The 24,469-nt window shown below is 69.3% G+C and carries 26 protein-coding genes; 6 read left to right on the top strand and 20 right to left on the bottom strand.

The features are described from left to right. Positions 1–39: 39 nt before the first annotated feature. The 10 genes from MYL53_RS02535 to tmpA all read right to left on the bottom strand — a co-directional run bounded on the left by MYL53_RS02535 (position 40) and on the right by tmpA (position 10,347). On the bottom strand, positions 40–1,479 hold the full coding sequence (locus MYL53_RS02535) for an aldehyde dehydrogenase family protein (RefSeq protein ID WP_247851820.1): 1,440 nt from the start codon (positions 1,477–1,479) through the stop codon (positions 40–42). After that, positions 1,467–2,216: an ABC transporter permease gene (locus MYL53_RS02540; protein WP_247851821.1), complete on the bottom strand. Its 750-nt coding sequence runs from the start codon at positions 2,214–2,216 to the stop codon at positions 1,467–1,469. Before MYL53_RS02540 ends, MYL53_RS02535 begins: the two co-directional genes overlap by 13 nt. A 1-nt stretch (position 2,217) precedes the next feature. Then, entirely contained in the window at positions 2,218–2,931 is a 714-nt protein-coding gene (locus MYL53_RS02545; RefSeq protein WP_247851822.1) for an ABC transporter permease, read from the bottom strand. Positions 2,932–3,009: 78 nt separating this feature from the next. Continuing rightward, on the bottom strand, positions 3,010–3,777 hold the full coding sequence (locus MYL53_RS02550; RefSeq protein ID WP_247851823.1) for a transporter substrate-binding domain-containing protein: 768 nt from the start codon (positions 3,775–3,777) through the stop codon (positions 3,010–3,012). Between the two features lie 204 nt (positions 3,778–3,981). Next, complete coding sequence (locus tag MYL53_RS02555) at positions 3,982–4,785, bottom strand: ATP-binding cassette domain-containing protein (RefSeq protein ID WP_247851824.1); 804 nt, start codon at positions 4,783–4,785, stop codon at positions 3,982–3,984. A 7-nt stretch (positions 4,786–4,792) separates the two neighbouring features. Then, on the bottom strand, positions 4,793–5,986 hold the full coding sequence (locus tag MYL53_RS02560) for a pyridoxal phosphate-dependent aminotransferase (RefSeq protein ID WP_247851825.1): 1,194 nt from the start codon (positions 5,984–5,986) through the stop codon (positions 4,793–4,795). Between the two features lie 36 nt (positions 5,987–6,022). Further along, positions 6,023–6,964, bottom strand: coding sequence for an ABC transporter substrate-binding protein (locus tag MYL53_RS02565; protein WP_247851827.1), 942 nt, complete (start codon positions 6,962–6,964; stop codon positions 6,023–6,025). Between the two features lie 67 nt (positions 6,965–7,031). Next, complete coding sequence (locus tag MYL53_RS02570) at positions 7,032–8,627, bottom strand: 5-guanidino-2-oxopentanoate decarboxylase (protein ID WP_247851828.1); 1,596 nt, start codon at positions 8,625–8,627, stop codon at positions 7,032–7,034. Further along, positions 8,624–9,211: an HD domain-containing protein gene (locus MYL53_RS02575; protein WP_247851830.1), complete on the bottom strand. Its 588-nt coding sequence runs from the start codon at positions 9,209–9,211 to the stop codon at positions 8,624–8,626. The genes MYL53_RS02570 and MYL53_RS02575 overlap by 4 nt, the downstream gene beginning before the upstream one ends. Then, positions 9,208–10,347 (bottom strand): 2-trimethylaminoethylphosphonate dioxygenase, encoded by a 1,140-nt coding sequence (gene tmpA, locus MYL53_RS02580; RefSeq protein WP_247851832.1) that lies wholly within the window; start codon positions 10,345–10,347, stop codon positions 9,208–9,210. Before tmpA ends, MYL53_RS02575 begins: the two co-directional genes overlap by 4 nt. Positions 10,348–10,481: 134 nt before the next feature. Here tmpA and MYL53_RS02585 point away from each other — a divergent pair, with 134 nt between their 5' ends. Further along, the gene (locus MYL53_RS02585; protein ID WP_247851834.1) at positions 10,482–11,510 is read left to right on the top strand and encodes a GlxA family transcriptional regulator; all 1,029 of its coding nucleotides are present in this window, start codon (positions 10,482–10,484) and stop codon (positions 11,508–11,510) included. Positions 11,511–11,526: 16 nt separating this feature from the next. Here MYL53_RS02585 and MYL53_RS02590 read toward each other — a convergent pair whose 3' ends face one another. The 3 genes from MYL53_RS02590 to MYL53_RS02600 form a co-directional block, all read right to left on the bottom strand. Beyond that, positions 11,527–12,753 (bottom strand): TauD/TfdA family dioxygenase, encoded by a 1,227-nt coding sequence (locus tag MYL53_RS02590; protein ID WP_247851835.1) that lies wholly within the window; start codon positions 12,751–12,753, stop codon positions 11,527–11,529. 101 nt (positions 12,754–12,854) lie between these two features. Then, on the bottom strand, positions 12,855–13,229 hold the full coding sequence (locus tag MYL53_RS02595) for a Rieske (2Fe-2S) protein (protein WP_247851836.1): 375 nt from the start codon (positions 13,227–13,229) through the stop codon (positions 12,855–12,857). A 123-nt stretch (positions 13,230–13,352) separates the two neighbouring features. After that, entirely contained in the window at positions 13,353–14,306 is a 954-nt protein-coding gene (locus MYL53_RS02600; RefSeq protein WP_247851838.1) for a GlxA family transcriptional regulator, read from the bottom strand. Between the two features lie 157 nt (positions 14,307–14,463). Here MYL53_RS02600 and MYL53_RS02605 point away from each other — a divergent pair, with 157 nt between their 5' ends. Continuing rightward, positions 14,464–15,426, top strand: a complete 963-nt coding sequence (locus MYL53_RS02605) for a GlxA family transcriptional regulator (RefSeq protein ID WP_247851839.1) — start codon at positions 14,464–14,466, stop codon at positions 15,424–15,426. A gap of 9 nt (positions 15,427–15,435) precedes the next feature. On the opposite strand, the gene MYL53_RS02610 is transcribed toward MYL53_RS02605, so the two are convergent. Continuing rightward, positions 15,436–16,110 (bottom strand): Fe2+-dependent dioxygenase, encoded by a 675-nt coding sequence (locus MYL53_RS02610; protein ID WP_247851840.1) that lies wholly within the window; start codon positions 16,108–16,110, stop codon positions 15,436–15,438. A gap of 153 nt (positions 16,111–16,263) precedes the next feature. Between MYL53_RS02610 and MYL53_RS02615 the strand changes: the two genes are divergently transcribed. After that, complete coding sequence (locus MYL53_RS02615) at positions 16,264–17,283, top strand: hypothetical protein (RefSeq protein WP_247852397.1); 1,020 nt, start codon at positions 16,264–16,266, stop codon at positions 17,281–17,283. Between the two features lie 96 nt (positions 17,284–17,379). Here MYL53_RS02615 and MYL53_RS02620 read toward each other — a convergent pair whose 3' ends face one another. The 5 genes from MYL53_RS02620 to argF all read right to left on the bottom strand — a co-directional run bounded on the left by MYL53_RS02620 (position 17,380) and on the right by argF (position 21,389). Continuing rightward, positions 17,380–17,841: a thioesterase family protein gene (locus tag MYL53_RS02620; protein WP_247851841.1), complete on the bottom strand. Its 462-nt coding sequence runs from the start codon at positions 17,839–17,841 to the stop codon at positions 17,380–17,382. Next, a complete protein-coding gene (locus MYL53_RS02625; protein WP_247851842.1) occupies positions 17,841–18,797 on the bottom strand; it encodes an L-carnitine dehydrogenase in 957 nt (318 codons plus the stop codon). Before MYL53_RS02625 ends, MYL53_RS02620 begins: the two co-directional genes overlap by 1 nt. Continuing rightward, positions 18,794–19,714, bottom strand: a complete 921-nt coding sequence (locus MYL53_RS02630) for a beta-keto acid cleavage family enzyme (RefSeq protein WP_247851843.1) — start codon at positions 19,712–19,714, stop codon at positions 18,794–18,796. The genes MYL53_RS02625 and MYL53_RS02630 overlap by 4 nt, the downstream gene beginning before the upstream one ends. 238 nt (positions 19,715–19,952) lie before the next feature. Beyond that, on the bottom strand, positions 19,953–20,255 hold the full coding sequence (locus MYL53_RS02635) for a hypothetical protein (RefSeq protein WP_247851844.1): 303 nt from the start codon (positions 20,253–20,255) through the stop codon (positions 19,953–19,955). Positions 20,256–20,468: 213 nt separating this feature from the next. Beyond that, entirely contained in the window at positions 20,469–21,389 is a 921-nt protein-coding gene (argF, locus tag MYL53_RS02640; RefSeq protein WP_247851846.1) for an ornithine carbamoyltransferase, read from the bottom strand. Positions 21,390–21,545: 156 nt separating this feature from the next. Between argF and MYL53_RS02645 the strand changes: the two genes are divergently transcribed. Beyond that, positions 21,546–21,890 (top strand): Grx4 family monothiol glutaredoxin, encoded by a 345-nt coding sequence (locus MYL53_RS02645; RefSeq protein ID WP_247851847.1) that lies wholly within the window; start codon positions 21,546–21,548, stop codon positions 21,888–21,890. Positions 21,891–22,052: 162 nt separating this feature from the next. On the opposite strand, the gene rnt is transcribed toward MYL53_RS02645, so the two are convergent. Beyond that, positions 22,053–22,718: a ribonuclease T gene (gene rnt / locus MYL53_RS02650; RefSeq protein ID WP_247851849.1), complete on the bottom strand. Its 666-nt coding sequence runs from the start codon at positions 22,716–22,718 to the stop codon at positions 22,053–22,055. Between the two features lie 148 nt (positions 22,719–22,866). Between rnt and MYL53_RS02655 the strand changes: the two genes are divergently transcribed. Together MYL53_RS02655 and MYL53_RS02660 are read left to right on the top strand one after the other, a co-directional pair. Beyond that, positions 22,867–24,087, top strand: a complete 1,221-nt coding sequence (locus tag MYL53_RS02655; protein ID WP_247851850.1) for an argininosuccinate synthase — start codon at positions 22,867–22,869, stop codon at positions 24,085–24,087. Between the two features lie 50 nt (positions 24,088–24,137). Continuing rightward, entirely contained in the window at positions 24,138–24,440 is a 303-nt protein-coding gene (locus MYL53_RS02660; protein WP_247851851.1) for an HlyU family transcriptional regulator, read from the top strand. Positions 24,441–24,469 lie beyond the last annotated feature (29 nt).

The following is a 24,469-nucleotide window of genomic DNA, read 5'->3' on the forward strand; positions in this document are numbered from 1 at the left end:
TGGCTGGCGGCCCGATATCGGGGAGTCGGTCCCCTGCCGCTATGCCGGCCGGGTGACGTAGCGCGTCTCCAGGTAGGCCTCGAGGCCCTCGCGGCCGAGCTCGCGTCCGATGCCGCTGCCCTTCATGCCGCCCCAGCCCAGCCCCGGCGGGGCGATCTGGTCGGTGTTGCACCAGACGTTGCCGGCGACGAGCCGCGCGGCCAGGGCCTCGGCGCGTTCGGCGGTGCCGGCGACCACGCTGGCGGCCAGGCCGAAGGCGCTGTCGTTGGCCAGCGCCACCGCCTCGTCGTCGTTTTGGAAGGTCCGCGCGCACAGCACCGGCCCGAACACCTCCTCGCGCCACAGCCGACTCGCGGTCGGCACGTCGCGGAACACCCGAGGGGCGACGAAGTGGCCGTTCCCGGGCACGGCGATCGGCGCCGCGGTCGGCGTGAGCCCCTCTTCCTCGGCCTCCGCCAGATAGGCGTTCACCCGGCGGCGCTGGCCGGCGTTGACCAGCGGGCCCAGGGTGGTGGCCGGATCATGCGGATCGCCGGCGACGAGCCCGGCGATGGCGGCATCCAGACGGTCGTGTAGGGCGTCGGCCACGCGTTCGTGGACCAGTAGCCGCGAGGTGGCCGAGCACATCTGGCCGGCGTTGTAGCAGAAGCCGGCCAGCACCAGCGCGGCGGCACGGTCCAGATCGGCGTCCTCGGTGACGAGGATCGGCGACTTGCCGCCGAGCTCCAGCGAGACGTTGCGGGTGCCCCGGGTCGCCGCGGCCATCACCGCCTCGCCGACCCGGTTGCTGCCGGTGAAGGACAGCTTGTCGACGCCCGGATGGGCGGCCAGCGGCGCCCCGACGTTGCCGCCGTCGCCGTGCACCAGGTTGAAGACGCCGGGCGGCAGCGCGATCTGCTCGGCGATCTCCGCCAGCGCCTGCTCCGGCAGCGGGGTGACCTCGGACGGCTTGAACACCACCGTGCAGCCGGCCGCCAGCGCCGGGGCCAGCTTCCAGGCGCTGCTGACCAGCGGGAAGTTCCAGGGCGTGATCAGCCCGGCCACGCCGGCCGGGTCGCGGTAGCGGCGCGACACCAGCTCCGCCTCGCCGGTGGCCACGGTCTCGCCCTGGCGCTCGTCCAGCGCGCGGGCCTCGTCGGCGTAGTAGCGGTAGCAGGCGATGGCGTCGGCCAGGTCCTGCTCGGCCTCGGCCAGCGGCTTGCCGTTGTTGCGGCTGGACAGCGCCGCGAGCTCGTCGCGGCGACGCATCAGCACGTCGGCCAGGGCGTCCAGGGTGTCGCCGCGCGCCGCGCCGCCCAGGGCGCGCCAGGCGGGCAGGGCCCGGCGGGCGGCGCTCACCGCGGCGTCGACGTCGGCCGGCGAGCCGGCGGTGACCTCGGCGATCACCGCCTCGTGGTACGGGTCGCTGACGGCCAGGCGCCGGTGGCCGCGGCTCTCCACCCAGCGGCCGTCGATGAAGTGTTGGGTCAGTGCTTGCATGGGGCGCTCTCGACTCGGCGAAGGGGGAAGCGGCGGCGCGTCGGCTGCATGCCGGGAAAGTGGCGCTCCACCTGGCGCAGCACCAGGGTCAGCACCACGGTCATGGCCAGGTAGATGCCGGCGATCAGCATCAGCGGCTCGTAGACCAGGAAGGTCTCGTCGCGAATGATGTTGGCGGCCTGCAGCAGGTCCATCAGGGCGATGGTGGAGACCAGCGGCACCGACTTGAGCAGCAGGATCATCTCGCCGGTCAGGGTCGGCAGGCACAGCTGGACGGCCCGCGGCAGCCACAGCCGGGCGAACACCTGGAAGGGCGTCAGGCCGAAGGCGCGGCCGGCCTCGCGCTCGCCCGCGGGCACGCTGGCCAGGGCGCCGCGCAGCACCTCGCCGGAATAGGCGCCGACGCTGAGGGTGAAGGTCAGGGCGCCATAGAAGAAGGGATCGCGCAGCAGCGGCCAGATCACGCTGTCCTGCACCCCGGGAATCCCCTCCAGCAGCCGGCCGACGCCGTAGTAGAAGAAGAACAGCTGCACCAGCAACGGCGTGCCGCGCATCACCACGGTGAAGCCCTTGGCCAGCATGGCCAGCGGACGCGGTCCCCTGAGTCGCGCCATGGCCACCGCCACGGCCAGTGCCAGACCGCCCACGGCGGAAACCGCCAGCAGCCACAGGGTGTTGATGAAGCCCTCGATCAGGTACTCCTGATAGAACGGGTCCTGAAGCCAGGAAAAGTCCATGTCAGGCCTCCTCGCCGGTCGGCTGGCCGCGGCGCACGTGCCGCTCCAGGCGTGTGAACAGCGCCGTGGAGCTCAGCGTCATGGCCAGGTAGATGACCCCGGCGGCGGCGTAGAACAGGAAGTGGGCGCGGGTGCTGGCAGCGGCCTGCTGGATGGTGAAGAACAGCTCGCTGAAGCCGATCACGCTGATCAGGGCGGTGTCCTTGATCAGGATCAGCCACAGGTTGGACATCCCGGGCAGGGCGTTGGGCAGCATGGCCGGGACAACGATGCGGCGGAAGCGGTCCCAGGCGGAGAAGCCGAAGGCGTCGGCGGCCTCGAGCTGACCGCGGGGAATCGCCTGGATGGCACCGCGCATCACCTCGGTCATGTAGGCGCCCTGGACGAAGGCCAGCACGCCCACGGCGGTGACGAAGCCGTTGATGGCGATCTGGCCGGGCAGTCCCAGGGCGTTGGTCACGGCGGTGAGCGCCTGGGAGCCGGCATAGTAGAGCAGGATGATCAGCAGAAGCTCGGGGACGGCCCGTACCGCGGTGGAGTAGGCGGTGGCCAGTCCGCGCAGCGGCGCCCAGGGGCTGAGCCGGGCGCTGGCGCCGATCAGCCCCAGTACCAGGCCGATGGCATAGGCCAGCACGGCGATCTCGAGGGTCGTGAGTGACCCCTGGAGAATGGGGCCGGCCCAGTCGAGCAATCCCTCTTGGGAAACGTGGTTCATGGCGGAATCGTGTCCTTGATGAGACAGGGCGGGCCGGCGACCCCTAGGGTCGCCGGACGAGCGTCGTCGAGGACCGGATCAGGTGCAGATGTCGGTGTCGAAGTATTCCTCGGACAGGGCGCGGCAGGTGCCGTCCTCGCGCACCTTGGCGATGGCGGCGTTGAGGTCGGCCTCCAGGGCGTCGTCGTCCTGGCGAATGCCGATGCCCACGCCTTCGCCGTAGGCCGCGTGGCGCGGCGCGGTGGCCTTGATCTCGTAGCCCTCGGCCTCGTCACGCTCGAGGAATTCGGTCATGGCGATCTTGTCGGCCAGGATCACGTCCAGGCGACCGGACAGCAGGTCGCGGTTGACCTGTTCGGCCTGATCGTAGAGGCGGATGTCGCCGACCTGGTCGCGCAGTGCCCGGCGGGCGTAGGTGGCGTTGGTAGTGGCGGCCTGCACGCCGAGCACCTGGCCGGCGAGATCGTCCGGGCCGTTCAGCGTCAGGTCGTCGGCGGCGACGAAGGCACCCGGGGTGAAGTAGTAGGGATCGCTGAAGTCGATCACCCGCTGGCGGGCCTCGGTGATCGACATGGAGTTCATGATCATGTCGATGCGCCCGGCCTTGAGCGAGGGGATGATGCCGCTCCAGCCGGTGGGGGTGATCTCGCAGGCGCGTTCCATGGCCTCGCAGATGGCCATGCCCAGCTCGACCTCGAAGCCGGTCCACTCGCCCTCGGAGGAGGTGTAGGTGAACGGCGGATAGGGCTCGGCGGAGATGCCGATCTTCAGCGGCTCGCCGGCCTGGGCGGTGGCGGACAGACCGAGTACGGCCGCGGCGGTCAGGGTGATCAGGGGACGGTTCATGCAGTTCTCCTTGGTATTGTCGTTTGGCGGGCATGTCTTTCCGACCCGCCCGAGGAGATGAGCGCCGGGGACAAGGCGAAGCGAGGGTTTTTGCCAGGGATGGCAAAAGTAGCGCCCAGGGATGGGGTCACAGCGCCTCGCGAAGGCTTGTCGCCGGAAAAGCTCATCGCTGTTGCCTGATGGAGCTAAGCAACAGTGAAAGGCTCAGGCCGCTGGGGCCACGAAGCGCCGGCAGCGCGGATCCTGGCTTTCCTCGAAGACCTGGCGCGGCGTGCCGGCCTCGCCGACGAAGCCGCGATCGAGGAACACCACCTGGTCGGAGACCTCGCGGGCGAAGGCCATCTCGTGGGTCACGAGCACCATGGTGCGGCCCTCGGCGGCCAGGCCCTGGATCACGCCGAGGACCTCGCTGACGCGTTCCGGGTCGAGCGCCGAGGTGGGCTCGTCGAACAGCAGCAGGCGCGGCTCCATGGCCAGCGCCCGTGCGATCGCCACCCGCTGCTGCTGGCCGCCGGATAGAAAGCCCGGGTAGCCGTCGCGCTTGTCGGCCATGCCGACGCGCTCCAGGTAGTGTTCCGCGCGTTCGATGGCGCGACGCTTCGACAGGCCCTGGACGCGCATCGGCGCCTCGGTGACGTTGCCCAGCACCGTGAGGTGGGGCCACAGATTGAACTGCTGGAAGACCATGCTGACCTTGGCGCGCAGCTGCTGGAGCTGGCGCCGGTCGAGGCCGACGATGTCGCCCTGGGGATTACGGTCGAAGCGGATCGCCTCATCCGCAATCGCCAGATCGCCCTGGTCGGGGCGCTCCAGCAGGTTGAGGCAGCGCAGCAGGGTGCTCTTGCCGGAGCCGCTGGCGCCGATGATCGAGGTAACGCTGCCTTCGGGCACGTCGAGGGAGACGTCGCGCAGCACCTCGAGCTCGCCGTAGCGCTTGCCGAGGTGTCGGGCCTCCACCGCCAGGCGGTGGGAGGCATCGGAAGAGGGGGCTTGGGGCGATGATGTCATAGGCGACTCATTCGATGGTGGACAGGGCGCCGGCGCGGGCCTGCTCGGCGACACGCGCCAGGCGGCGGCAGGCGTCGTTCAGGCGGGCCGCGTCGACGGTCAGGCTGAGGCGCACGAAGCCGGCGGCGGAGGGGCCGAAGGCCTCGCCGGAGAGCACCGAGACGCCCTGCTCGTCGAGCAGGCGGTCGGCGAAGTCCTGGGACGACAGCCCGGTGGCGCGGATATCGATCATCAGGAACATGCCGGCGTCGGGCGTGATGACGTCGACCGAGGAACAGTCGGCGAGCGCCGCGACCACGGCGTCGCGGCGGCCGCGGTAGGTCTCGCGCATGGCGTCCAGCTCGGGCAGGGGCTGGCTCAGGGCATCGCGGGCGGCGTCCTGGATGAAGTCCGGGCAGCCGTAGAGCATGCACAGCGCCAGGTTGCCGAGATGCTCGATCAGCGCCTCGGGGCCCAATACCCAGCCCAGCCGCCAGCCGGTCATGGCATGGGACTTGGAAAGGCTGTCGACCACCACGGTGCGGTCGGCCATGTCGGGCAGGCCGGCGGCGCAGACGTGTTCGCCCTCGAAGATCAGCTCGGCGTAGACCTCGTCGGAGATCAGCCACAGGTCGTGGCGCTGGCACAGGTCGGCGATGGCCGCCCAGGTCTCGGCGTCGATCAGCTGGCCGGTGGGATTGTGGGGGCTGTTGAGCAGGATCGCCCGGGTGCGCGGGGTGATCGCCGCCTCGAGGTCGGCCGCGTCAAGGCGAAAGCCGGCGTCGCCGCGCAGCGGGATGCGGACCATCTCGGCGCCGGTGGACTGCAGCACCGCCTCGTAGGTGACGTAGCTCGGCTCCGGGACGATCACCTCGTCGCCCGGGTCGAGCAGGCACTGGGCGGCGGCGTAGAGGCCGCACTGGGCGCCGGCCATGACGATCAGCTGCTCCGGGGTGACCTCCAGGCCGCGATCGTGGTAGCGCGCGGCGATGGCCTCGCGCAGGGCCCACTTGCCCTGCACGTCGGGGTAGTGGGTGGCACCGGCGCGCAGGCTGGCCACCGCGCCCTCGACGATCGGCGTCGGGGTGTCGAAATCCGGGTCGCCCACCGATAGCACGGTGATGTCCTCGCCGGCGGCCCGGCGGGCCAGGGCGCGGTTATGGATGTCCCAGGCGGCGGCGCCTTCGCCGGCGATGCGCTGGGTCAGTCGGGAAAATCGCATCAGCATCTCGCTCTGTCGTGAATCTGGTCGGGCCGTCTAGAGGCTGGCCTTGAGCGCGGTCAGGGCATCCTCGCCGTCGCGGGTGGTGACGCCCTCGAGGAAGCTGGCCACGCGCTCGGGATGGGCGACCAGCCACTCATGGGCGACGTCCTCGAGCTCACGCTCCTTGAGGCTGTATTCGAGAATGAACTCGCTCTGTTCGTCGGCGCTGAGCTCGAACTGATCGAGCAGGCGAGTGAGGTTCGGGTTGGCCTCGGCATAGCCCTTGGCGACGATGGTCTTGACGTCGCTGCGGCCGCCGTCGGCGCCGAAGATGTTCGCCGAGTCGTCGAGGATTCGCGCGTCGTACTCGGGCACCATCCAGTGCGGGGTCCAGCCGTAGAACAGGATCCAGCGCTCCTCGTCGACGGCGCCGGCCACCTCGCTGAGCATGCCCGGCGTCGACGAGGGCAGGATGTCCCAGTCGCCGAGCCCGTGCGTGTCGGACTCGATGGCGCCCTCGATCATGTCGGTGACCGTGGAGCCGCTCTCGATGCTGTAGATGGTGTGATCGAAGCGTTCGGCGATCTCGGGGTCGGCGAGCTGCTCGGCACGGGTGATCCCCGCTTCGGCCACGTAGCCCGGCACGGCGAAGCCCATCCGGGCGCCGGTGACGTTGTTGCCCAGGTCGACGATGGCGTCGGCCTCCATGGCGGCGTCGTAGCTCTCCTGCTGGGCGGGCATCCAGCCGGCCAGGAAGGCATCGCTGTCGCCGGTCTGCAGGGTGTTGTAGCCCACCGTGGAGCTGACTTCCTGGGTGCTGGTGGTATAGCCCAGCGGCTCGATGAGCTGGGCGAGGATCTCGCTCTTCACGGTGACCCCGGGCCAGGGCGGCACGACCAGGCGCAGTTCGTCGTCGCGATCGGCGGCCAGGGCCGGTCCGGACAGGGCCAGGCCGGCGATCAAGGCCATGGTCAGGGGCTTGGTGTGCGGCTTCATTCGTGGACGTCTCCTTGTGTCGTGGGCCGACTCGGGCCGGCCAGGGAAAGGGGCTTGTCCCAAGTGGTCAGAGCGATGCGGTCCAGGCGGCGGCATCGACCTCGACGATCAGCGGGCTTCCGGCATCGCCGAGCCGGCCCAGGGCGTCGTGCAGGCTCGCCGGGTCGGTCACGCCGACGTGGCGGCAGCCGTAGGCCTCGGCCAGGGCGCGGAAGTCCGGGGCGGCCAGGTCGACGCCGAGATGCGGCACCTCGCTCATCGACATGTAGCGGCGGATCTCGTCGTAGCCGTCGTTGTTCCAGATCACCAGCGCCACCGGCCAGCCCAGGTCGCGGGCGGTGCCCAGCTCGCCGAGCACGAACTGCAGGCCGCCGTCGCCGACCAGGGCGACCACCGGCTGCTCGGGGCGAGCCAAGGCGGCGCCCAGGGCTGCGGGTAGGCCGTAGCCGAGGGTGCCGAAGCCGGTGGCAGCATTGAACCAGCGCCTCGGCGTCGGCATCGCGGCCAGGAAGTTGCCGGCGTAGACCGGGCCGGTGGAGTCGCCGACCACGATCGCTTCAGGCAACGCCTCGCGCAGAGTGGCGTAGAGCGGCACATAGGGGGCGAGCTCCGGGTCCGCAGCCAGCGCCAGTGCCTCGCGCACGGCCTCGGCGCGTGCGGCCCCGTCGCGGTTCGCCGCCTCCGGCAGCACCTCGAGCAGACCGCGCATGGCCTGGCCGGCCTCGGCGAGCAGGGCGAGGTCGGCGGCCTGGTTGCGGCCCAGCTGCTGCGGGTCGATGTCGATGCGGATCAGCCGACCGTCGAGCCGGAAGCCCTCGTCGAACACCAGGTCGTAGTCGGTTTCGCCGAGCTCGGTGCCGATCGCCAGCACCACGTCGGCCTCGGCGGCCAGTCGGCGCGCCGCGGGCAGGCTCTGGGTGGCGCCGAGATCGAGCGGATGGTCGAGCCCGAGCACCCCCTTGGCGTTGATGGTGGTGAAGGCGGGAGCGTCGAGGCGCTCGGCCAGGCGCCGGGCGAGCTCCGGCGCGGCGGCGGTGCCGCCGCCGAGCAGCACCAGCGGGCGCTCGGCGCCTGCCAGCCACTCGCCGGCCCGGGCCAGCGCCTCGGGCGCCGGCGCCGGTGGAAACACCGTGGCCGGTGTTGCTGCGATATCGGGCGCCGGAGCGGCCATCACGTCGAGCGGGATCTCGATGTGCACCGGGCCCGGGCGGGCGCTCGAGAACACCGCGAAGGCGCGGGCCAGCACCTCGGGCAGCGCCGCCGGGTCGTGCAGGGTGTGGCTGAACACGCTGACGCCGGAGAGGGTCTCGCCCTGGTGCGGCATCTCGTGCAGCCGCCCCTGGCCGCGGCCGAGGGTGGCGCGCTGGTTGACGCTGGAGATCACCAGCATCGGCACCGAGTCGGCCAGGGCCTGAGCCATGGCGGTGGCGATGTTGGTCATGCCGGGGCCGGAGATGATGAAGCAGGCCGCCGGCTTGCCGCTGGCCCTGGCGTAGCCGTCGGCCATGAAGCCGGCGCCCTGTTCGTGGCGCGGGGTGACGTGGACCAGGCCGCTATCGCCCAGGGCGCGATACAGCTCGATGGTATGCACGCCGGGGATGCCGAAGGCGGTGTCGACGCCGTGGGCCTCGAGCAGGGAGATCAAATGTTGGGCGCAGTTCATGAACGGGGCTCCTCTTCGATGATGGGCGGCAGGCCGCCGAAGGGCGCTCGATTCAGGACGCGTTCCACCATCGGCACGAAGTGCTCGAGGGGCAGGGTGTCGTAGTCCGGGTCGAAGCTGGTCTGATCCCAGTCGTCGCAGAAGCGCACCGTACGCTCGTAGGCCGGATGGTCGCGGAACTGCTCCCGGGCGTGGCGGTCGAGGCCGAAATAGTGGCGATAGTGATAGCCCTGGAACAGCTCGTGATGACGAATCATCCAGGCGTTGAGCGGGTCGATGAACGGCTCGAGGATGGCCGCGGCGATCTCGGCGTGGTTGGCCGGGGCCAGGTCGTCGCCGATGTCGTGGAGCAGGGCGCAGACCACCATCTCCTCGTCGGCGCCGTCGCGCAGGGCGCGGGTCGCGGTCTGCAGGCAGTGCTCGTAGCGGTCGACCGGATAGCCGTGGGTATCGCCGGCCAGGCGGTGCAGGTGTGCGAGCACGCGGCGCGGGGCGTCGGTGACGTAGTCGCGGAAGCGGTCGTCGATCAGCGCCCACTCGTCGCGGCTGGCCTCGCCGAAGTGGCGGAAACGGGCCTGGTTCATGCGACCTCCTCGGGGGTGGCGACGTCGGTCAGCCGAGTGCGCAGGGTCAGGCGGCGGCTGGCGGTGCTGTCGCGATCGACGTAGCCCTGGCGCAGGTGGCGTACGCCGCCGGCCAGCTCGAAGGCGCTGCGCCCGTGGAACAGGCGATAGTTGTCCATGATCAGCATCTGGCCCGGATCGAGCTTGAGGTGCACGGTCAGCTCGTCGGAGGTGATCAGCGCATAGAAGGCGTGGCGCGCGGCGTAGTAGCGCTCGAGTTCGTCGGCCGGCAGGGCGTCGACCCGCTCGGTGCGGTTGTTGAAGCGCACGCGGCTCACTCGACCCCGGCTGTCCAGCTCGATCAGCGGGCCTTCGCTCTCCAGCCAGGTGCCCTCGTCGCGATAGCGGAAGCGCGGCGTGACCCGGGTCAGGCAGTCGAAGGCCGCCGGGTCGCGCTCGCGCAGCACCTGGGCGGCGCGGTAGCCGTCGACCAGGGTGTTGTCGCCGCCGTCGGCGGCATTGGTCAGGCAGTGCAGCCAGATGTAGCCGGGGATCGGATCGCGATAGGGGTTGTCGGTGTGCGGCTCCAGGCCGCGCTGGGTCATGGTCAGGTCATAGGCGTTGGCCACCGACTTGACGTCGGCGATGCCGCCCCAGTTGGTGCGCCGCAGCGGGCCGACACGGTCGATCAGCGCCTGCATGCCGTGTTCGTCGGTGGGCACGCCGGAGACCAGCGCCACGCCGTAGCGGTGCAGGCCTTCGAGCAGCTCGAGCAGCGCGGCATCGTCGGAGACGGCGGCGGCGAAGTCGGCCCGGGGCAGGGCGTCGAGGTCGGCGTCCCACAGGGTGCGGCCTGGGACGCTATCGCCGCGTTCCCCGTCGTGGGTGTCCAGTGCGGCCAGGGGAAAGCGCGTCGCGTGACCGTCGCTGAAGCGCAGCGCCAGGGCGTTGCCGTCGATGTCGGCGTGTTCCACGGCGAGCTCCAGCGGCAGTTCGGCGGCCTCGATCAGCCGCTGGCCGGTGCCAGGGTCCAGGGTCTCGGCATCCGGCGAGCGCTCGCGCAGCCACAGGGCCGCGAACTCGCGAGAACGGCCATCGAGGTCGAGGATCAGACGCTTGCCGTCGGCGGACAGCCTTGCCTTGGCGCTTGCAGTCATGGCGATGAATCTCCGGGTGGTCAGGGCTTGAACGGTCGTGGTCAGCGGCGCCGATGACGTGACACTGCTGTACCCTAACGTCGCTCCAGCGCTATCATTTGATCAAATTAGCCATAAGATTGATCTTTTTGGACATGAGCGACGATATTTCTCCGGCCTGGCCCTATCCACGGCCGGATTCGCCGCCGCTGCTGTCGCCGGAGCAGGCCGAGCAGACCCTGGATGTGTGGCTGCTGCCCAAGTTCTCGATGCTGACGCTGTTCTGCATGCTCGAGCCGCTGCGAGTGGCCAATCGCTTCGGGCGCGACCTGTTCGCCTGGCGGCTGCGCTCGGTGGATGGCGGGGGCGTGGTGGCCAGCAACGGGGTACGCATCGAGGTGGACGGCCGGCTGGCCGAGGTACCCGACGATGCCCATCTGATGGTGGTGTCGTCCTACGAGGCGGAGGCCACGGTGATGGCTCAGGACCGCGCGGTGCTGCGGCGAGTGGCGGCCTACGGCGGCTGGCTGGGGGGGCTGGATACCGCGCCCTTCATCCTGGCGCGGGCCGGGGTGCTGGAGGGGCATCGGGTGGCGCTGCACTGGGAGAGCGTGCCGGCCTTCCGGCGCGAATTTCCCGGCCTGAGCATCAGCCGTCGTGCCTTCGAGTCTGATGCGTCGCGCCAGACCGGTGCCGGCGGGACCACCGGCATCGACATGATGCTGGATCGCATCGCCCGGGACTACGGGCCGGCGCTGGCCGATGCGGTGAGTCGCCAGCTGGTCCATGACCGGCACGATGCGCCGGGCGACGAAGATGGGGAATCGTCGGAAGGGGGCCCCCCGGCGCGCTACGCGAACCTGCCGCGCAGCGTGGTGAAGAGCCTGGCGGTGATGGAGGCCAACCTGGCGAAGGCGCTGCCGATCCCCGAGATCTGTCGCCTGGCGGGACAGTCCCAGCGGCAGCTGTCGCGGCTGTTTCTGGCCAGGTTCGGCGAGACACCCAAACAGTGCTATCTGGGGATGCGCCTGGACCGGGCGCAGCGGCTGCTGTCAGCCAGCCACGCCACGGTCACCGAGGCCGCCCTGGCGACCGGCTTCACGCATACCGCGCACTTTTCCCGGGCCTATCGGGCGCGGTTTGGCGAGTCTCCAAGAGATACGGCGGCCCGAGGCCCCGGCTAGGGAGACGAGGCCCGGGTCAGGCCTCGACGCCGATGTACCGCTGGCGACGGGCGCGCTGCACCATGCGATAGCGCGAGCGGATCTCGTCGCGCTCCATGTAGCAGCCCTGCAGCCAGCGATGGCCGGTGCTGCCCTCGAAGGCGTCGCGGGCGTGCAGCAGGCGGCGATTGTCGAAGATCACCAGGTCGCCGGGTTCGTAGGTGAAGCGGATGGCGAAGGCCGGGTCGCGCAGCAGCCGCTGCAGCGCCATCAGCGCCTCATAGGCCGGCTCCACGTCCTCGAAGGCGGTCTGCAGCGGGCCGCGCAGGAAGTCGGCGATGCGCACCTCGAGCAGCTCGCCGCGGGCGTCGAGGCGAATCATCGGCTCGAACCACACGTAGTCGGTGGTCCTGGCGGTGTTGGCGTAGCACCAGCGCACCCGGGTCAGGGTATTCCACGCCTCCGGGGCGCGCTCACGCAGCGCCTCGGCCACGGCGAAGCCGTCGAGCATCACCGCCTGGCCGCCCTCCACGCTGTTTTCCAGGCAGTGCAGCATCTGCAGGCCCGGATGGTACTCGCGGGTCGGCAGGTCGGTATGAGGTGGCAGGGCGATGGAGGTGTAGGCGTTGGAGTCTGGATCCGGCTTGGCCCTGACGTTGAACAGGCCGCCGAAGTTGGTATCGCGGATCGGGCCGATGCGATGGGCGATGGCCTCCAGCGAGCCGGGTTCGGTGGGCAGGCCGCGCAGTCGTACCAGGCCCTTGCCGAGCACGCTCTCGAGTGCCGGGGCGAGGGTCGCCTCCTCGGCCTCGCTTCCGGGGGCGGTGTCGAGCAGGCCGCCGGCGTCGAGGGTGTCAGGGCCGGCGTCGGGGCCGCCGTGCCAGAGGGTCACCGGCACCAGCGGCGCCTCGGGATCGCCGGCGTTGTCATAGTCGTGGGCGCGCAGCCAGCCTGGGTGGAAGCGCAGGCGCCGGTCCTCGGGGGCGAAGGTCACGCACAGCGCGCCGGCGGCATCGATCTCGGCCCCTTCGATCTCCGGCCAGGCCGGCAGGGCCGAGAGGTCCAGGATACGCTCGCGGGTCGCCGGATTGACGGTGGTGTCGTCGGCGGCGTTCTCGCGCAGCCAGATGCCGTGATAGCGGCTGACGCGACCGTCGCTCCAGCGCAGCGTGACCAGGCGCGGGGTGAAGGAGACGGCGTCGATATCGGCGTCGATCGGCCAGGCGTCGTAGTCCGGAGTGAGAGGCAGGGTGGCGTCGGTCATGGGGCGTCTCCCGAGCGGTGAGTGTTGCGCTCAGGATGCCAGCGACAGTCCGACGCCTGGCGGCAGGATTGGACACCGACTGTGCACGATTCGACAGACCCCTACTTGCCGATGATCAGCCAGCCGTCCTCCACATGCACCGGCACCGGGTCCAGGGCGCAGCCCAGTCCCAGGCCGCCCACGCCCTCACCGGTGCGGGTGGCGAAGGCGGCGTCGTGGTTGGTGCAGCGCAGGGTCTCGCCGTCGTCGCTGAGCAGGCGATTGCCGCGCTGGTCGAGCGGCAGGTACTGGTGCGGGCAGGCGTTGACGTAGGCGACCAGGGCCTCGTCGGCGAGGCGTGCCACCAGCAGCGGGAAGCGGCCGTTCTCGCTCTCCACGGTCAGACTCAAGTGGCCCTGGTCTGGCAGGTCGGTGGCGCGAGCCACGCGGGTGCCGAGGGGTGGGGCGCTGCGGTACTGCTGCCAGGCGGCGGTCATGATGAGGCTCCTCTTGTCGCGGCTTAACTTGGTTTCAAGTGAAACCGTCTGGGCGTGCGAGTGTCAATGCGGTGAACGTCCCGGGGTGTCGGAGTTCGGGTGTCGGAGTTCGAGTATCGGGGCTCAGCGTCGTTGACGCAGCTCGCTGGGCGTCATGCCATGGCGTCGGCGGAAGGCGCGGGTGAAGCTCGAGGCCGAGGCGAAGCCGCAGGCCACGGCGACATCCATCACGCTGTGGCGGGTCTCGCACAGCAGGCCTCGGGCGTGGTCCAGTCGCCGGGCCAGATAGGCCCGCTGTGGCGAGGTGCCCAGATGCCGGGCGAACAGCCGGTCGAGCCGCCGCCAGGAGAGCTCGAGCTCCTCGGCCAGCCGGCGAATCTCCAGCGGCGTGTCCAGGTTGGCATCCATCAGCGCGAGGGCGCGGTGGAGCGTCGGATCGTCGGGGACCGCCGGGTCGCGCTGGCGGCTGGCCGGGCGGCGGCCCTGATCGTGGACCAGCTGGTCGCGGACCTGTTCGGCCAGTGCTCGGCCGTGGCGACGTTGGATCAGGTCGAGACTCATGTCGATGGACGAGCTGCCGCCGGCGCAGGAAAAGCCCTCCGGGGTGACCTCGTAGAGCGACTCCACCGCGTCGATGTCCGGAAACCGTGCTCGGAACTCGGGCAGCGACTCCCAGTGCAGCGTCACCGTCTGGTCGTCGAGCAGGCCGGCGGCGGCCAGCACGAAGCAGCCCGTGTCCATGCCGCCCAGCCGACAGCCCGCCGCGGCGCGCTCGCGCAGCCAGTCGATCAGCGTCTGATCGATGGCGGCCTCCGGCTCGAAGCTGGCGCATACCGCCAGGCTGGGGGACAACGGCGCCTCGGCCAGGGCGTGGTCGACGGCCAGGGTCATGCCGTTGGACGCGACCACCGGCTCGCCGTCGCGGCCGATCACGCGCCATTCGAACAGCGTCTCGCCGCGGATGCGATTGGCGATGCGCAGCGGTTCGATCGCCGAGAAGAACGCCACCATGGCGAAGCGCGGCAGCAGCAGGAAATCGATCCGCTCCGGGGTAGGGACGTCGGGCTTCAGTCTCATGGGCCTCGTCGCGGCGGCAGGATTGGACTTCCCGATTGTAGGGCGAGTGCCGCCCGATGCAATCTCGGCCGCGACATGCCGGGCGCGTTAGTGGCGGCTTGTGACTCGGAGGCCGGCCGGTCATGATGAGCGATCCTTTCGTTGCCCCTTCGATGCCATGCGTCTCGACTATGCCGGCCCTCTGCCCGAGCCGATCGGGTTCCTGCTGCTTCCCCGTTTTTCGATGATGGCCTTCTTCTCGGCGATCGAACCGCTGCGTATCGCCAACCGCATCAGCGGTCGGCCACTGTTCGAGTGGACGCTGATCAGCGAGGACGGTGGCCCGGTCACGGCCTCCAACGGCATGACGCTGCTGGCCGATCAGGGCCTCGAGGCGCGCTATCATCCCGCGTCGCTGGCGGTGTGCAGCGGCTTCGACCCCGAGCGCTACCTGAGCCGCGCGCTGATGCGCTGGTTGCATCGCCTGGACGGGGCCGGCTGCGCGCTGGGCGGGCTCGATACCGGCGGCTTCCTGCTGGCCGCGGCGGGGCTGCTCGAGGGTGAGCGCGTGACCCTGCACTGGGAGAGCCTGCCGGCCTTCCGCGAGCGCTTCCCGGCGATCGAGACCACCGACGAGCTGTTCGAACTGGGCGAGCGGCGCTTCTCCTGCGCCGGCGGGGCGGCGGCCATGGACATGGCGCTGGAGGTGATCGCTCGCCGCCATGGCCAGCGGTTGGCCATCGACGTGTCCGAGCAGCTGATTCACGAGCGCATGCGCACCCGCCACGACGCCCAGCGCATGACCCAGGCGCGACGCCTGGAGACCCACAGCCCGCGGCTGGCGGAGGCCGTCGACCTGATGGAGCGTCACCTGGAAGCGCCGCTGAGCCTGGACGAGGTGGCCAGGCGCAGCGGCGTCTCGCTGCGTCAGCTGCAGCGGCTGTTCGAGCGCGAGCTGGGGCGCTCGCCCCGGGACTGGTATCTGGCGTTGCGCCTGAATCGCGCGCGCCAGCTACTGGAAGAGACCGACCTCGAGGTGCTCACCGTGGGGCTGGCCTGCGGCTTCACCTCGAGCTCCAGCTTCTCGCGGGCCTTCCGCCAGCACTTCGATGCCTCGCCGCGGGAGATGCGGCGAGGCTGACGGAGCGCTTCACACCTCCGCCCACATCCTCAGCAGGTTTGCCAGGCTCTTCGACAGCATGTCGAAGGTGCGGGTCTTGCCGTTGGCGTCGAATTCCTGGCGCCGGGTGGTATCCAGGTCGAACAGGATCTCGCGCTGCTGCGGGTCTCGGACCTGGCTCTGGGCCCAGCCCACCGCGGCGAGGCGCTCGCCGCGGGTGACCGGCTCGACGCGATGCAGGGTCGAGGAGGGATAGAGAATCAGTCCGCCGGCCGGCAGCTTGTAGGTCTGTTCGCCGGCGGTGGTGTCCATCAGCAGCTCGCCACCTTCGTAGCCGTCCGGGTCGTTGAGGAACAGCGTGAACGACAGATCGGTGCGCATGGCGCCCTGGGGCCCGGCCATTACCGCGTCGTCGACGTGGTTGCCGTAGGACATGCCCGGCTGGTAGCGGCTGAACATCAGCGGCTTGAGGCGCTTCGGGCGCGCGGCCATCTGGAACAACGGATGCGCCTGAAGGGCCTTGGCGATGTCCTGGCGCAGCTCGGCGATCTCGGGGCGACGGCCGTCGGCCTGCTGGTTCTGCTTGACCGTGCGCGCGTGCCAGCCGGCCGTCTCGCGCCCGTCGCGGAATTCGCTGTCGGCCAGGGTCGTGCGCACGTGGGACAGCAGCTCGGGAGGGATGGCCTGGTCGATGCAGAGAATCACGGTCGGAGCTCCGGCGGGTCGAGAATGTGTGGCGATTATAAACGACTGTGAATCGTTTGCATTAACTTCTCTATGGCGGCACTCTATGGCCGTCCGAGTCGGCCTGAGGGGCCGTGTGTCCCGGCTATCACAACATCAAAAGGAAGCGCGCATATGTCTCATACTACTCGCACCAAGCTCTGGGTCGGTGTCGGTACCAGCGTCCTGCTGGGGGCCAGCGGCATCAGCTGGGCCGATGAATCCGCCGAGCCCGGCCAGACGGCCGACGAGCCGATGCAGGTTCAGGACGGTCACGGTGGAGAGGGTGGTGAAGGCGGCGAAGGCGGCCATCATGAAGGTGGCGAAAGCGGTCACCATGATGGCGGTGAAGGCGGCGAGTCCGGTCACCATGAAGGTGGCGAAGGTGGCGAAGGTGGCGAAGGTGGCGAAGGTGGCGAAGGTGGCGCCGATGCGTATGCCGTCTTCTCCTACCTGAACGCTTCCGGCGGCGGCGAAGGCGGTGAAGGCGGTGAAGGCGGTGAGGCCGGCCACGCCCTCGACGTCAGCAATCCTGGCGTCTACGCCACCAACCTGGCCATGATGAAGGGCCATCTCACCGTGGCGCGTGAGCTCTACCAGGAAGGCGAACAGACCGCCGCCCAGCCGCACTTCGGCCATCCCATTCACGAGCTCTACGAGCCCATGGAACCGGCCTTCGAGGCGCGCGGCGTCGACGACTTCGAGCCCAAGCTCGAAGCGCTGATTGCCGATACCCGCGAAGGCGGCGAGTGGGGCAGCCACACCGAGGCCTATGAGGCGGCGTTCGCGGCCATCGACGGCGCGCTTCAGACGGTCGATGCCGATCTGCTCGGCGACGTGACCTTCCAGAGCCGCGTCCAGCTGGCGCTGCTGCATCAGGCGATGGCCGAGTATGAAGAAGCCATCGGCGAGGACGGCGAGTTCGTCAACGTCCTGGAGTATCAGGACAGCTTCGGCTTCGTGCAGACCGCCAAGGCCCTGCTCGAGCAGCATGCCGACCTGTACGACGACGATACCCGCGAGAGCCTGCTGGCGGCCTACGACCAGACGCTGACGGCCTGGCCGTCTGCCGTGGCGCCTGAGTCGCCGGTGATGTCGCCGGGCGAGCTGTCCGCCTCGATGTTCAAGCTGGAGGCCACGCTCGGCCAGTACTGAGCCTGGCCTTCACGGGCGCATGCCTTGATACAAGAGGCCCGATCCGGCAGAGCCGGATCGGGCCTCTTGACGTTCCAGGTGCGGCAAGCGCCGGGCTCAGCGCTTGCCGGGCAGCCCGATGTGGCGGCCGGCGGCCTCAGGCCAGGCGTCGGCAGCGACACGCGGCAGCGCATCGATTCCCGCCTCGACGGCGGCGGGGAAGGGCGCCGGGCGGCCGGCCTCGCTGTCGATGCCCATCAGCATCTGCTCGCTGGTGGCCAGCAGGGTGCCCTCGGTATCGAACATCTCGAAGAACACGTGCAGGCGCTTGGGGTCGCGGTCCAGCAGCGTCGCCTCGACGACCAGCGGCTGGCCCTCGTGAGCCTCGCGGCGATAGCAGAGGTGGGTCTCCAGGGTGTAGATCGTGTAGCCATGATCGCGGCGGCCGGCCTCGTCGAGGCCGATCGCGTCCATCAGCGCCTCCACGCCGAGCGAGAACACCCGGGCGTATTCGGCATCGTTCATATGGCCGTTGTAGTCGACCCATTCCGGGGCGACGCGGGTGTCGAGCAGCGCCATCAGATGCGTCCTTCCAGGCCTTCGGCCTCGGGCCAGTACTTCTGCACCAGGTCGAGCAGCTCGACCAGGAAGTCGTCGCGGCGGCGGTCGAGCTCGGCCACCGGGCGATCGGCGGCCTGGAATTCGCAGCCCTCGACGACCTTGTCGATCAGCTCATCGGTGAGTTTGGGCGCCTCGAGCTTGGTCCAGGGCAGCTTCAGCGCCGGGCCGAACTGCTCGAGCATGTGGCGCATGCCCTGTTCGCCGCCGGCCAGATGGAAGGTCAGGAAGGTGCCCATCAGCGACCAGCGCAGGCCGCAGCCGTAGACGACCGCGGCGTCCACTTCCTCGGTGGTGGCCACGCCGTCGTTGACCAGGTGCAGGGCCTCGCGCCACAGCGCCTCCATCAGCCGGTCGGCGATATGCCCCTCGATCTCGCGACGCACCACCAGCGGCCGCATGGCCAGCTCCTGGTAGAGGGCCTGGGCCTGCTCGATCTGGCGGGGTTCGGTGGCCTCGCCGCCGACCAGCTCCACCAGCGGCAGCAGGTAGACCGGGTTGAAGGGGTGGGCGACGATCACCCGGCCCGGCACCCAGCGGCAGTCGCGCTGCAGGTCGCTGGGCTTGAAGCCCGAGGTGGAGGAGCCGATGATCGCACCCGGTGCGGCCGCGGCGTCGATGGCGGCGAGGATCTCGCGCTTGAGCTCGAGGCGCTCGGGCACGTTCTCCTGGACCAGGTCGGCGCCGGCCACGGCCTCCTCGAGGCTGTCGACGAAGGTCAGGCGCGTGGGGGCTGCTCCTTCGGCCAGGCCGAGCTTCTCGAGCGACGGCCAGGCATTGTCGACGAAGGCGCGGGTGCGTTCGACGGCGTTCGGGGCCGGGTCGAAGGCGACCACGTCCCAGCCCTGGGCGAGGGCCCGGGCGATCCAGCCGTTGCCGATGACGCCGGTGCCGATGACGGAGAGTTGGTGGCTCATGCCTCACCTCCCACGGCGGTCTCGGCGGTCAGGCCGGTCTTGGGGTCGCGCAGCTTGAGATGCGCCCGGGTCTCGGCCGGGGTCATGATGCGCCCGCCGAGGTTGTCGATGAGGGTGCCGGCCTTCTCGACCAGCTGGGCGTTGGTGGCCTTCACGCCCTTGCTCAGATAGAGGTTGTCCTCCAGGCCGACGCGGACGTGGCCGCCGAGCAGCATGGCCTGGGCGACCATGGGCATCTGCTGGCGGCCAATGCCGAAGGCCGCCCAGTTGGCATTCTCCGGCAGCTTGTTGCGCATCGCTAGCATGGTCTCGGGGTCGGCCTCGGCGCCCCAGGGAATGCCCAGGCACAGCTGGAACAGCGGATCGCCGTCGAGCAGGCCTTCCTGCTGCAGCTGGCGGGCGAACCAGACGTGGCCCAGGTCGAAGCACTCGAGCTCCGGTTTCACGCCGGCGGCCTGCACCAGGCGGGCGTGCTCGCGCAGCCAGTCGGCGGTGTTGACGTAGACCATGTCGCCGAAGTTGAGGCTGCCACAGTCCAGGGTGCACAGCTCGGGGAGCAGCTCGCCCACCGGCGCGTGGCGCTCGGCCGGGGTCTGGATATCGGTACCCGGGCCGCCGCGGGTCGGGTCCTCGGCGTCGGGGATCCAGTCGCCGCCGCCGCCGGCGGTGATGTTCATGACGATGTCGGTGTCCGCCTCGCGGACACGATCCATCACCTCGCGGAAGTGCTCGGTGGAGTGGCTGATGCCGCCGGTCTCGGGGTCGCGGACGTGGATGTGGGCGACGCTGGCGCCGGCCTTGGCGGCGGCGATGCAGTCGTCGGCGATCTGCTTGGGCGTGACCGGCACGTTGGGGTTCTTGTCGGCGGTATCGCCGGCGCCGGTGATGGCGCAGGTCAGGATGACATTGCGGTTCATGGGGACCTCCTTGCGTGAACTGCACGGAGTGTCCGTCATGGCGTCGGAAGGGAGTTGTCACAAGGCGACGCAGAGTTGACGCAAGTCGCCGAATCGGATGCGCTGGCGCTTATTTCTCCTGGCCGAGGGTCGGTTTCCTCGGGACCTGACCATGGTAGATGCGCTGACGCGTATCTACTCTACGCCCACCTCGCACCTCGCACCTCGCACCTCGCACCTCGCACCTCGCACCTCGCACCTAGGCAATATCGGCGGCGCCCTCGCCAAACATCTCGAACAGCAGCTCGCGACCCAGGTCGGTGAGCACGAAGCGACGCTGGGCGTTGAAGGTGGCGGCCTCGCTGTGCTCCAGGGTGCGCTGATGGCTCGGCCAGTCGTGCTCGGCCTGGGCAAGGGCGTTCAGGGCGCGGCGGTCGAGGCCGCGGTGCGGGCTGGAGACGGTTTCCAGGACATGGCCCTGGCGATAGAGCAGCTCGGCCATGTTGCACAGGCACTGGCGGAGGCTGCGCTGGGCGATGGTGCCGGCGGAGAGGGTGGTCATGGAGGGACGGCCTGTCTCGCGGTGACATATGTTGCGGCGCATTATACCGGCGGGAGGGAGTTAGACCAAGGTATAAGGTGTGAGGTGTGAGTCGTCGCCGCTCCTCGGCTGGTCGCCGGTGGCTGCGATGGTGTCAGTCGCGTGGAAAAGCCGCAGACACAGCGACGCCCCGGCGTTGCCGAGGCGTCGTGAGGGCAGCGAAGCAGACGTCGATCAGTTCTCGACGCGGCCCAGCAGCAGGAACTCGATCAGTGCCTTCTGGGCGTGCAGGCGGTTGCCGGCTTCCTGCCAGACCACGGCACGAGGATCGTCGAGCAGGGTCTCGCTGATCTCCTCGCCGCGGTGGGCCGGCAGGCAGTGCAGGAACAGCACGTCGGCGGCGGCGCGGTCGAGCATCGCCTCGCTGACCTGGAAGCCGGCGAAGTCGGCTTCGCGCTTGGCCTGCTCTTCTTCCTGACCCATGGAAGCCCAGACGTCGGTGGTCACCAGGTCGGCGCCTTCCACGGCGGCCATGGGGTCGCGGTGGATGGTCACCCGATCACCGGCGGCGTCGAGGATGTCCTGGCGTGGCTCGTAGCCCTCGGGGCAGACCACGCGCAGGTCGAACTCGAACTGGCGGGCGGCGTTGATCCAGGAGTGGCACATGTTGTTGCCGTCGCCGATCCATACCGCCGTGCGGCCGCGCACGCTGCCACGCAGCTCGGTCCAGGTCATGACGTCGGCCAGCAGCTGGCAGGGATGGTAATCATCGGTCAGGGCGTTGATCACCGGCACCTCGCTGGCGGCGGCGAACTCCTCGAGGCCGTCATGGGAGAAGGTGCGGATCATCACCGCGTCGACCATCTCCGAGAGTACGCGGGCGGTGTCGCCGATCGGCTCGCCGCGGCCCAGCTGGGTGTCGCGGGGCGACAGGAACAGGGCGTGGCCGCCGAACTGGGCCATGGCGGTCTCGAACGACACCCGCGTGCGCGTCGACGACTTCTCGAAGATCATCGCCAGGGTGCGATTGGCGAAGGGGGTGTAGGTCGGGCCGTGGGTCTTCAGGCCGTTCTTGATCGTGATGCCGCGCTGAATCAGGTAGCGCAGCTCTTCCGGACTCAGGTCGAGCAGGGTCAGGAAATGGCGGGTGGCCATGGCGTCACTCCACGGAGAAAAACGACCATCCTAGCCAGCCGGCGGGGGATGCGCAACGCGGCCGGCATCCGTACAATGTCGGCATCGAAGGCCCACCTGCGCGCTCGGGTATTGTCCTTAGGCGCGGCGGCCACCACCGATCCAGAGGGAATGCAGATGAGTACCACCGTCGAGAACATCCAGCGCCAGATCAGCGAGAACCCGATCCTGATCTACATGAAAGGCACCCCCCAGCTGCCGCAGTGCGGTTTCTCCGCCCAGACCGTCCAGGCGCTGATGGCCTGCGGCGAGCGCTTCGCCTTCGTCAACGTGCTGGACAACCCGGACATCCGTGCCGAGCTGCCCAAGGTGGCCAACTGGCCGACCTTCCCGCAGCTGTGGGTCGAGGGCGAGCTGGTCGGCGGCTGCGACATCGTCGTCGAGATGTACCAGAACGGCGAGCTCGAGCCCCTGATCAAGGAAACCGCCGCCAAGCATCAGGACGATCAGGCCGAAGGCTGATCGGAAGCTTGAAGAGCGGCGCTTCGCGCCTGGATGCGTGAAGCTGGAAGAACAACACCCCCCGCAGCCTGGCTGCGGGGGGTGTTTGCATCTGGGGGCACCGTAACATGTTGCCGCGCCTCGCGCCTCGCGCCTCGCGCCTCGCGCCTCGCGCCTCGCAGCTTACGGCTCTTCGATGCCCTGCTCGCGCTGGGCCAGCTGCCAGCCGCCCAGGTCCTTGTAGCGGTTGACCATGGCGCAGAACAGCTCGGCGGTGCGTTCGGTGTCGTAGCGCGCCGAGTGGGCTTCACTGTTGTCGAACTCGATGCCGGCGGCGCGGCAGGCGCGGGCCAGCACGGTCTGCCCGTACACCAGACCGGCCAGCGAGGCGGTGTCGAAGCTCGAGAAGGGGTGGAAGGGGTTGCGCTTGACCCCGCAGCGTTCCACCGCGGCGTTCAGGAAGCCGTGATCGAAGGCGGCGTTGTGCCCCACCAGCACCGCGCGGGTGCAGCCGCTGGCCTTGATCGCCTTGCGCACCGGGCGGAAGATCTCGCCCAGTGCCTCGGCCTCGCTCACCGCGACCTGCTGGCGCAGCGGGTCGTCGAGGCGGATGCCGGTGAAGTCCAGCGCGGACTGCTCGACGTTGGCCCCCTCGAAGGGATTGACGTGATAGGCATAGGTGGCGTCGGGCATCAGGTTGCCCTCGGGGTCCATGGTCAGGGTCACGGCGGCGATCTCCAGGATCGCGTCGCCTTGGGCATTGAAGCCGCCGGTTTCCAGGTCCACCACCACGGGCAGGAAACTGCGGAAGCGTTGTGCCATGAGTTCGCGGGCGGCCACCTCGCTCATGCACCTCTCCTTGACTTGGGGTCGGGTTGTCTCGAAACGCGGGAGTCTAGCAGTTTCACCGCGATGCGTCCCGCCGGGCCGGTATTCGCGCCAGTCTCGGCGCGCTATAATCGCTGCCCTACACCGAATAGCTAAAAGGAGCCTCAGCATGTCCGATGTCAAGAAGGTCGTGCTTGCCTATTCCGGCGGCCTGGACACGTCCGTCATCGTCAAGTGGTTGCAGGAAACCTACGACTGCGAAGTGGTGACCTTCACCGCCGACATCGGCCAGGGCGAGGAAGTCGAGCCGGCTCGCGCCAAGGCGGAGGCGCTGGGCGTCAAGGAAATCTACATCGAGGACCTGCGCGAGGAGTTCGCCCGCGACTACGTCTATCCGATGTTCCGCGCCAACACCATCTACGAAGGCGAGTACCTGCTCGGCACCTCCATCGCGCGTCCGCTGATCGCCAAGCGCCTGATCGAGATCGCCAACCAGACCGGCGCCGACGCCATCTCCCACGGTGCCACCGGCAAGGGCAACGACCAGGTGCGTTTCGAGCTCGGCGCCTACGCGCTGAAGCCGGGCGTCAAGGTGATCGCCCCGTGGCGCGAGTGGGACCTCAACTCCCGCGAGAAGCTGATGGCCTACTGCCAGCAGCACGACATCCCGGTCGACTTCACCAGCCAGAATAAGAAGTCGCCGTACTCCATGGATGCCAACCTGCTGCACATCTCCTACGAGGGCGGCAACCTCGAGGACCCCTGGACCGAGGCCGAGGAAGACATGTGGCGCTGGAGCGTCTCCCCGGAGGCCGCGCCGGACACCCCGACCTACGTCGAGCTGACCTATGAGAACGGCGACATCGTGGCTATCGACGGCGAGCCGATGCGTCCCCATGAAGTCATCTCCAAGCTCAACCAGCTGGGCGGCGACAACGGCATCGGTCGTCTCGACATCGTCGAGAACCGCTACGTGGGCATGAAGTCCCGCGGCTGCTACGAGACCCCGGGGGGCACCATCATGCTGCGCGCCCACCGCGCCATCGAGTCGCTGACCCTGGATCGCGAGGAGGCCCACCTCAAGGATCAGCTGATGCCGAAGTACGCCGAGGTGATCTACAACGGCTACTGGTGGAGTCCGGAGCGCCGCGCCCTGCAGGCCGCTATCGACGAGACCCAGAAGAACGTCTCCGGCGTGGTGCGCATGAAGCTCTACAAGGGCAACGCCACCGTGGCCGGCCGCAAGTCCGACGCCTCGCTGTTCGACGAGTCCATCGCTACCTTCGAGGACGATGCCGGCGCCTACGATCAGAAGGATGCCGAGGGCTTCATCAAGCTCAACGCCCTGCGTCTGCGCATTGCGGCGGGTAAGGGGCGTCAGCAGGACTGATCCAGAAAGCGCCGACGATCAAGTCGGCGCTCTTGATCCAGGAGGCTTCGATGCTGAAGAAACTGCTATCCGGTCTGTTCGGCCAGGGAGAGTCGACGCCCGCCGCCGCACCCGAGGGCGAGCCGGTGTCCTACCAGGGCTACCTGATCGTGCCCCAGTGCGAGGAGATGGGCGGCCAGTATCGCGTCAGCGGCTGGATCCGCAAGCCCGGCGGCGAGGGCGAGGCGATGCTCGAGCATCGCTTCGAGCGCTCCGACGTGGTGCCCGGTCGCGAGGCCTGCGAGGCGCTGATGGTCAGCAAGGCCGAGCGGATGATCGACGAGGTCGGCGACGCCTTGTTCGACGATCGCTGAGCCGGCTCACGCCTCCTGCCAGAAGGCGG

The sequence above is a fragment of the Halomonas getboli genome, from assembly GCF_023094245.1.
Classification (GTDB): Bacteria; Pseudomonadota; Gammaproteobacteria; order Pseudomonadales; family Halomonadaceae; genus Halomonas; species Halomonas getboli.

Coding starts and splice junctions, on each gene's coding strand:
- MYL53_RS02620 (WP_247851841.1), bottom strand. CDS start 17,841: ATGGCGCTGCTCGACACCCGCGTCGCCCCGGAATGGGTCGACTACAAC.
- MYL53_RS02615 (WP_247852397.1), top strand. CDS start 16,264: ATGTCTCATACTACTCGCACCAAGCTCTGGGTCGGTGTCGGTACCAGC.
- MYL53_RS02545 (WP_247851822.1), bottom strand. CDS start 2,931: ATGAACCACGTTTCCCAAGAGGGATTGCTCGACTGGGCCGGCCCCATT.
- MYL53_RS02605 (WP_247851839.1), top strand. CDS start 14,464: ATGCGTCTCGACTATGCCGGCCCTCTGCCCGAGCCGATCGGGTTCCTG.
- MYL53_RS02550 (WP_247851823.1), bottom strand. CDS start 3,777: ATGAACCGTCCCCTGATCACCCTGACCGCCGCGGCCGTACTCGGTCTG.
- MYL53_RS02540 (WP_247851821.1), bottom strand. CDS start 2,216: ATGGACTTTTCCTGGCTTCAGGACCCGTTCTATCAGGAGTACCTGATC.
- MYL53_RS02660 (WP_247851851.1), top strand. CDS start 24,138: ATGCTGAAGAAACTGCTATCCGGTCTGTTCGGCCAGGGAGAGTCGACG.
- MYL53_RS02655 (WP_247851850.1), top strand. CDS start 22,867: ATGTCCGATGTCAAGAAGGTCGTGCTTGCCTATTCCGGCGGCCTGGAC.
- MYL53_RS02630 (WP_247851843.1), bottom strand. CDS start 19,714: ATGAACCGCAATGTCATCCTGACCTGCGCCATCACCGGCGCCGGCGAT.
- MYL53_RS02560 (WP_247851825.1), bottom strand. CDS start 5,986: ATGCGATTTTCCCGACTGACCCAGCGCATCGCCGGCGAAGGCGCCGCC.
- MYL53_RS02590 (WP_247851835.1), bottom strand. CDS start 12,753: ATGACCGACGCCACCCTGCCTCTCACTCCGGACTACGACGCCTGGCCG.
- MYL53_RS02595 (WP_247851836.1), bottom strand. CDS start 13,229: ATGACCGCCGCCTGGCAGCAGTACCGCAGCGCCCCACCCCTCGGCACC.
- MYL53_RS02600 (WP_247851838.1), bottom strand. CDS start 14,306: ATGAGACTGAAGCCCGACGTCCCTACCCCGGAGCGGATCGATTTCCTG.
- MYL53_RS02555 (WP_247851824.1), bottom strand. CDS start 4,785: ATGACATCATCGCCCCAAGCCCCCTCTTCCGATGCCTCCCACCGCCTG.
- MYL53_RS02535 (WP_247851820.1), bottom strand. CDS start 1,479: ATGCAAGCACTGACCCAACACTTCATCGACGGCCGCTGGGTGGAGAGC.
- MYL53_RS02645 (WP_247851847.1), top strand. CDS start 21,546: ATGAGTACCACCGTCGAGAACATCCAGCGCCAGATCAGCGAGAACCCG.
- MYL53_RS02625 (WP_247851842.1), bottom strand. CDS start 18,797: ATGAGCCACCAACTCTCCGTCATCGGCACCGGCGTCATCGGCAACGGC.
- tmpA (WP_247851832.1), bottom strand. CDS start 10,347: ATGACTGCAAGCGCCAAGGCAAGGCTGTCCGCCGACGGCAAGCGTCTG.
- MYL53_RS02575 (WP_247851830.1), bottom strand. CDS start 9,211: ATGAACCAGGCCCGTTTCCGCCACTTCGGCGAGGCCAGCCGCGACGAG.
- argF (WP_247851846.1), bottom strand. CDS start 21,389: ATGGCCACCCGCCATTTCCTGACCCTGCTCGACCTGAGTCCGGAAGAG.
- MYL53_RS02565 (WP_247851827.1), bottom strand. CDS start 6,964: ATGAAGCCGCACACCAAGCCCCTGACCATGGCCTTGATCGCCGGCCTG.
- MYL53_RS02570 (WP_247851828.1), bottom strand. CDS start 8,627: ATGAACTGCGCCCAACATTTGATCTCCCTGCTCGAGGCCCACGGCGTC.
- rnt (WP_247851849.1), bottom strand. CDS start 22,718: ATGAGCGAGGTGGCCGCCCGCGAACTCATGGCACAACGCTTCCGCAGT.
- MYL53_RS02635 (WP_247851844.1), bottom strand. CDS start 20,255: ATGACCACCCTCTCCGCCGGCACCATCGCCCAGCGCAGCCTCCGCCAG.
- MYL53_RS02585 (WP_247851834.1), top strand. CDS start 10,482: ATGAGCGACGATATTTCTCCGGCCTGGCCCTATCCACGGCCGGATTCG.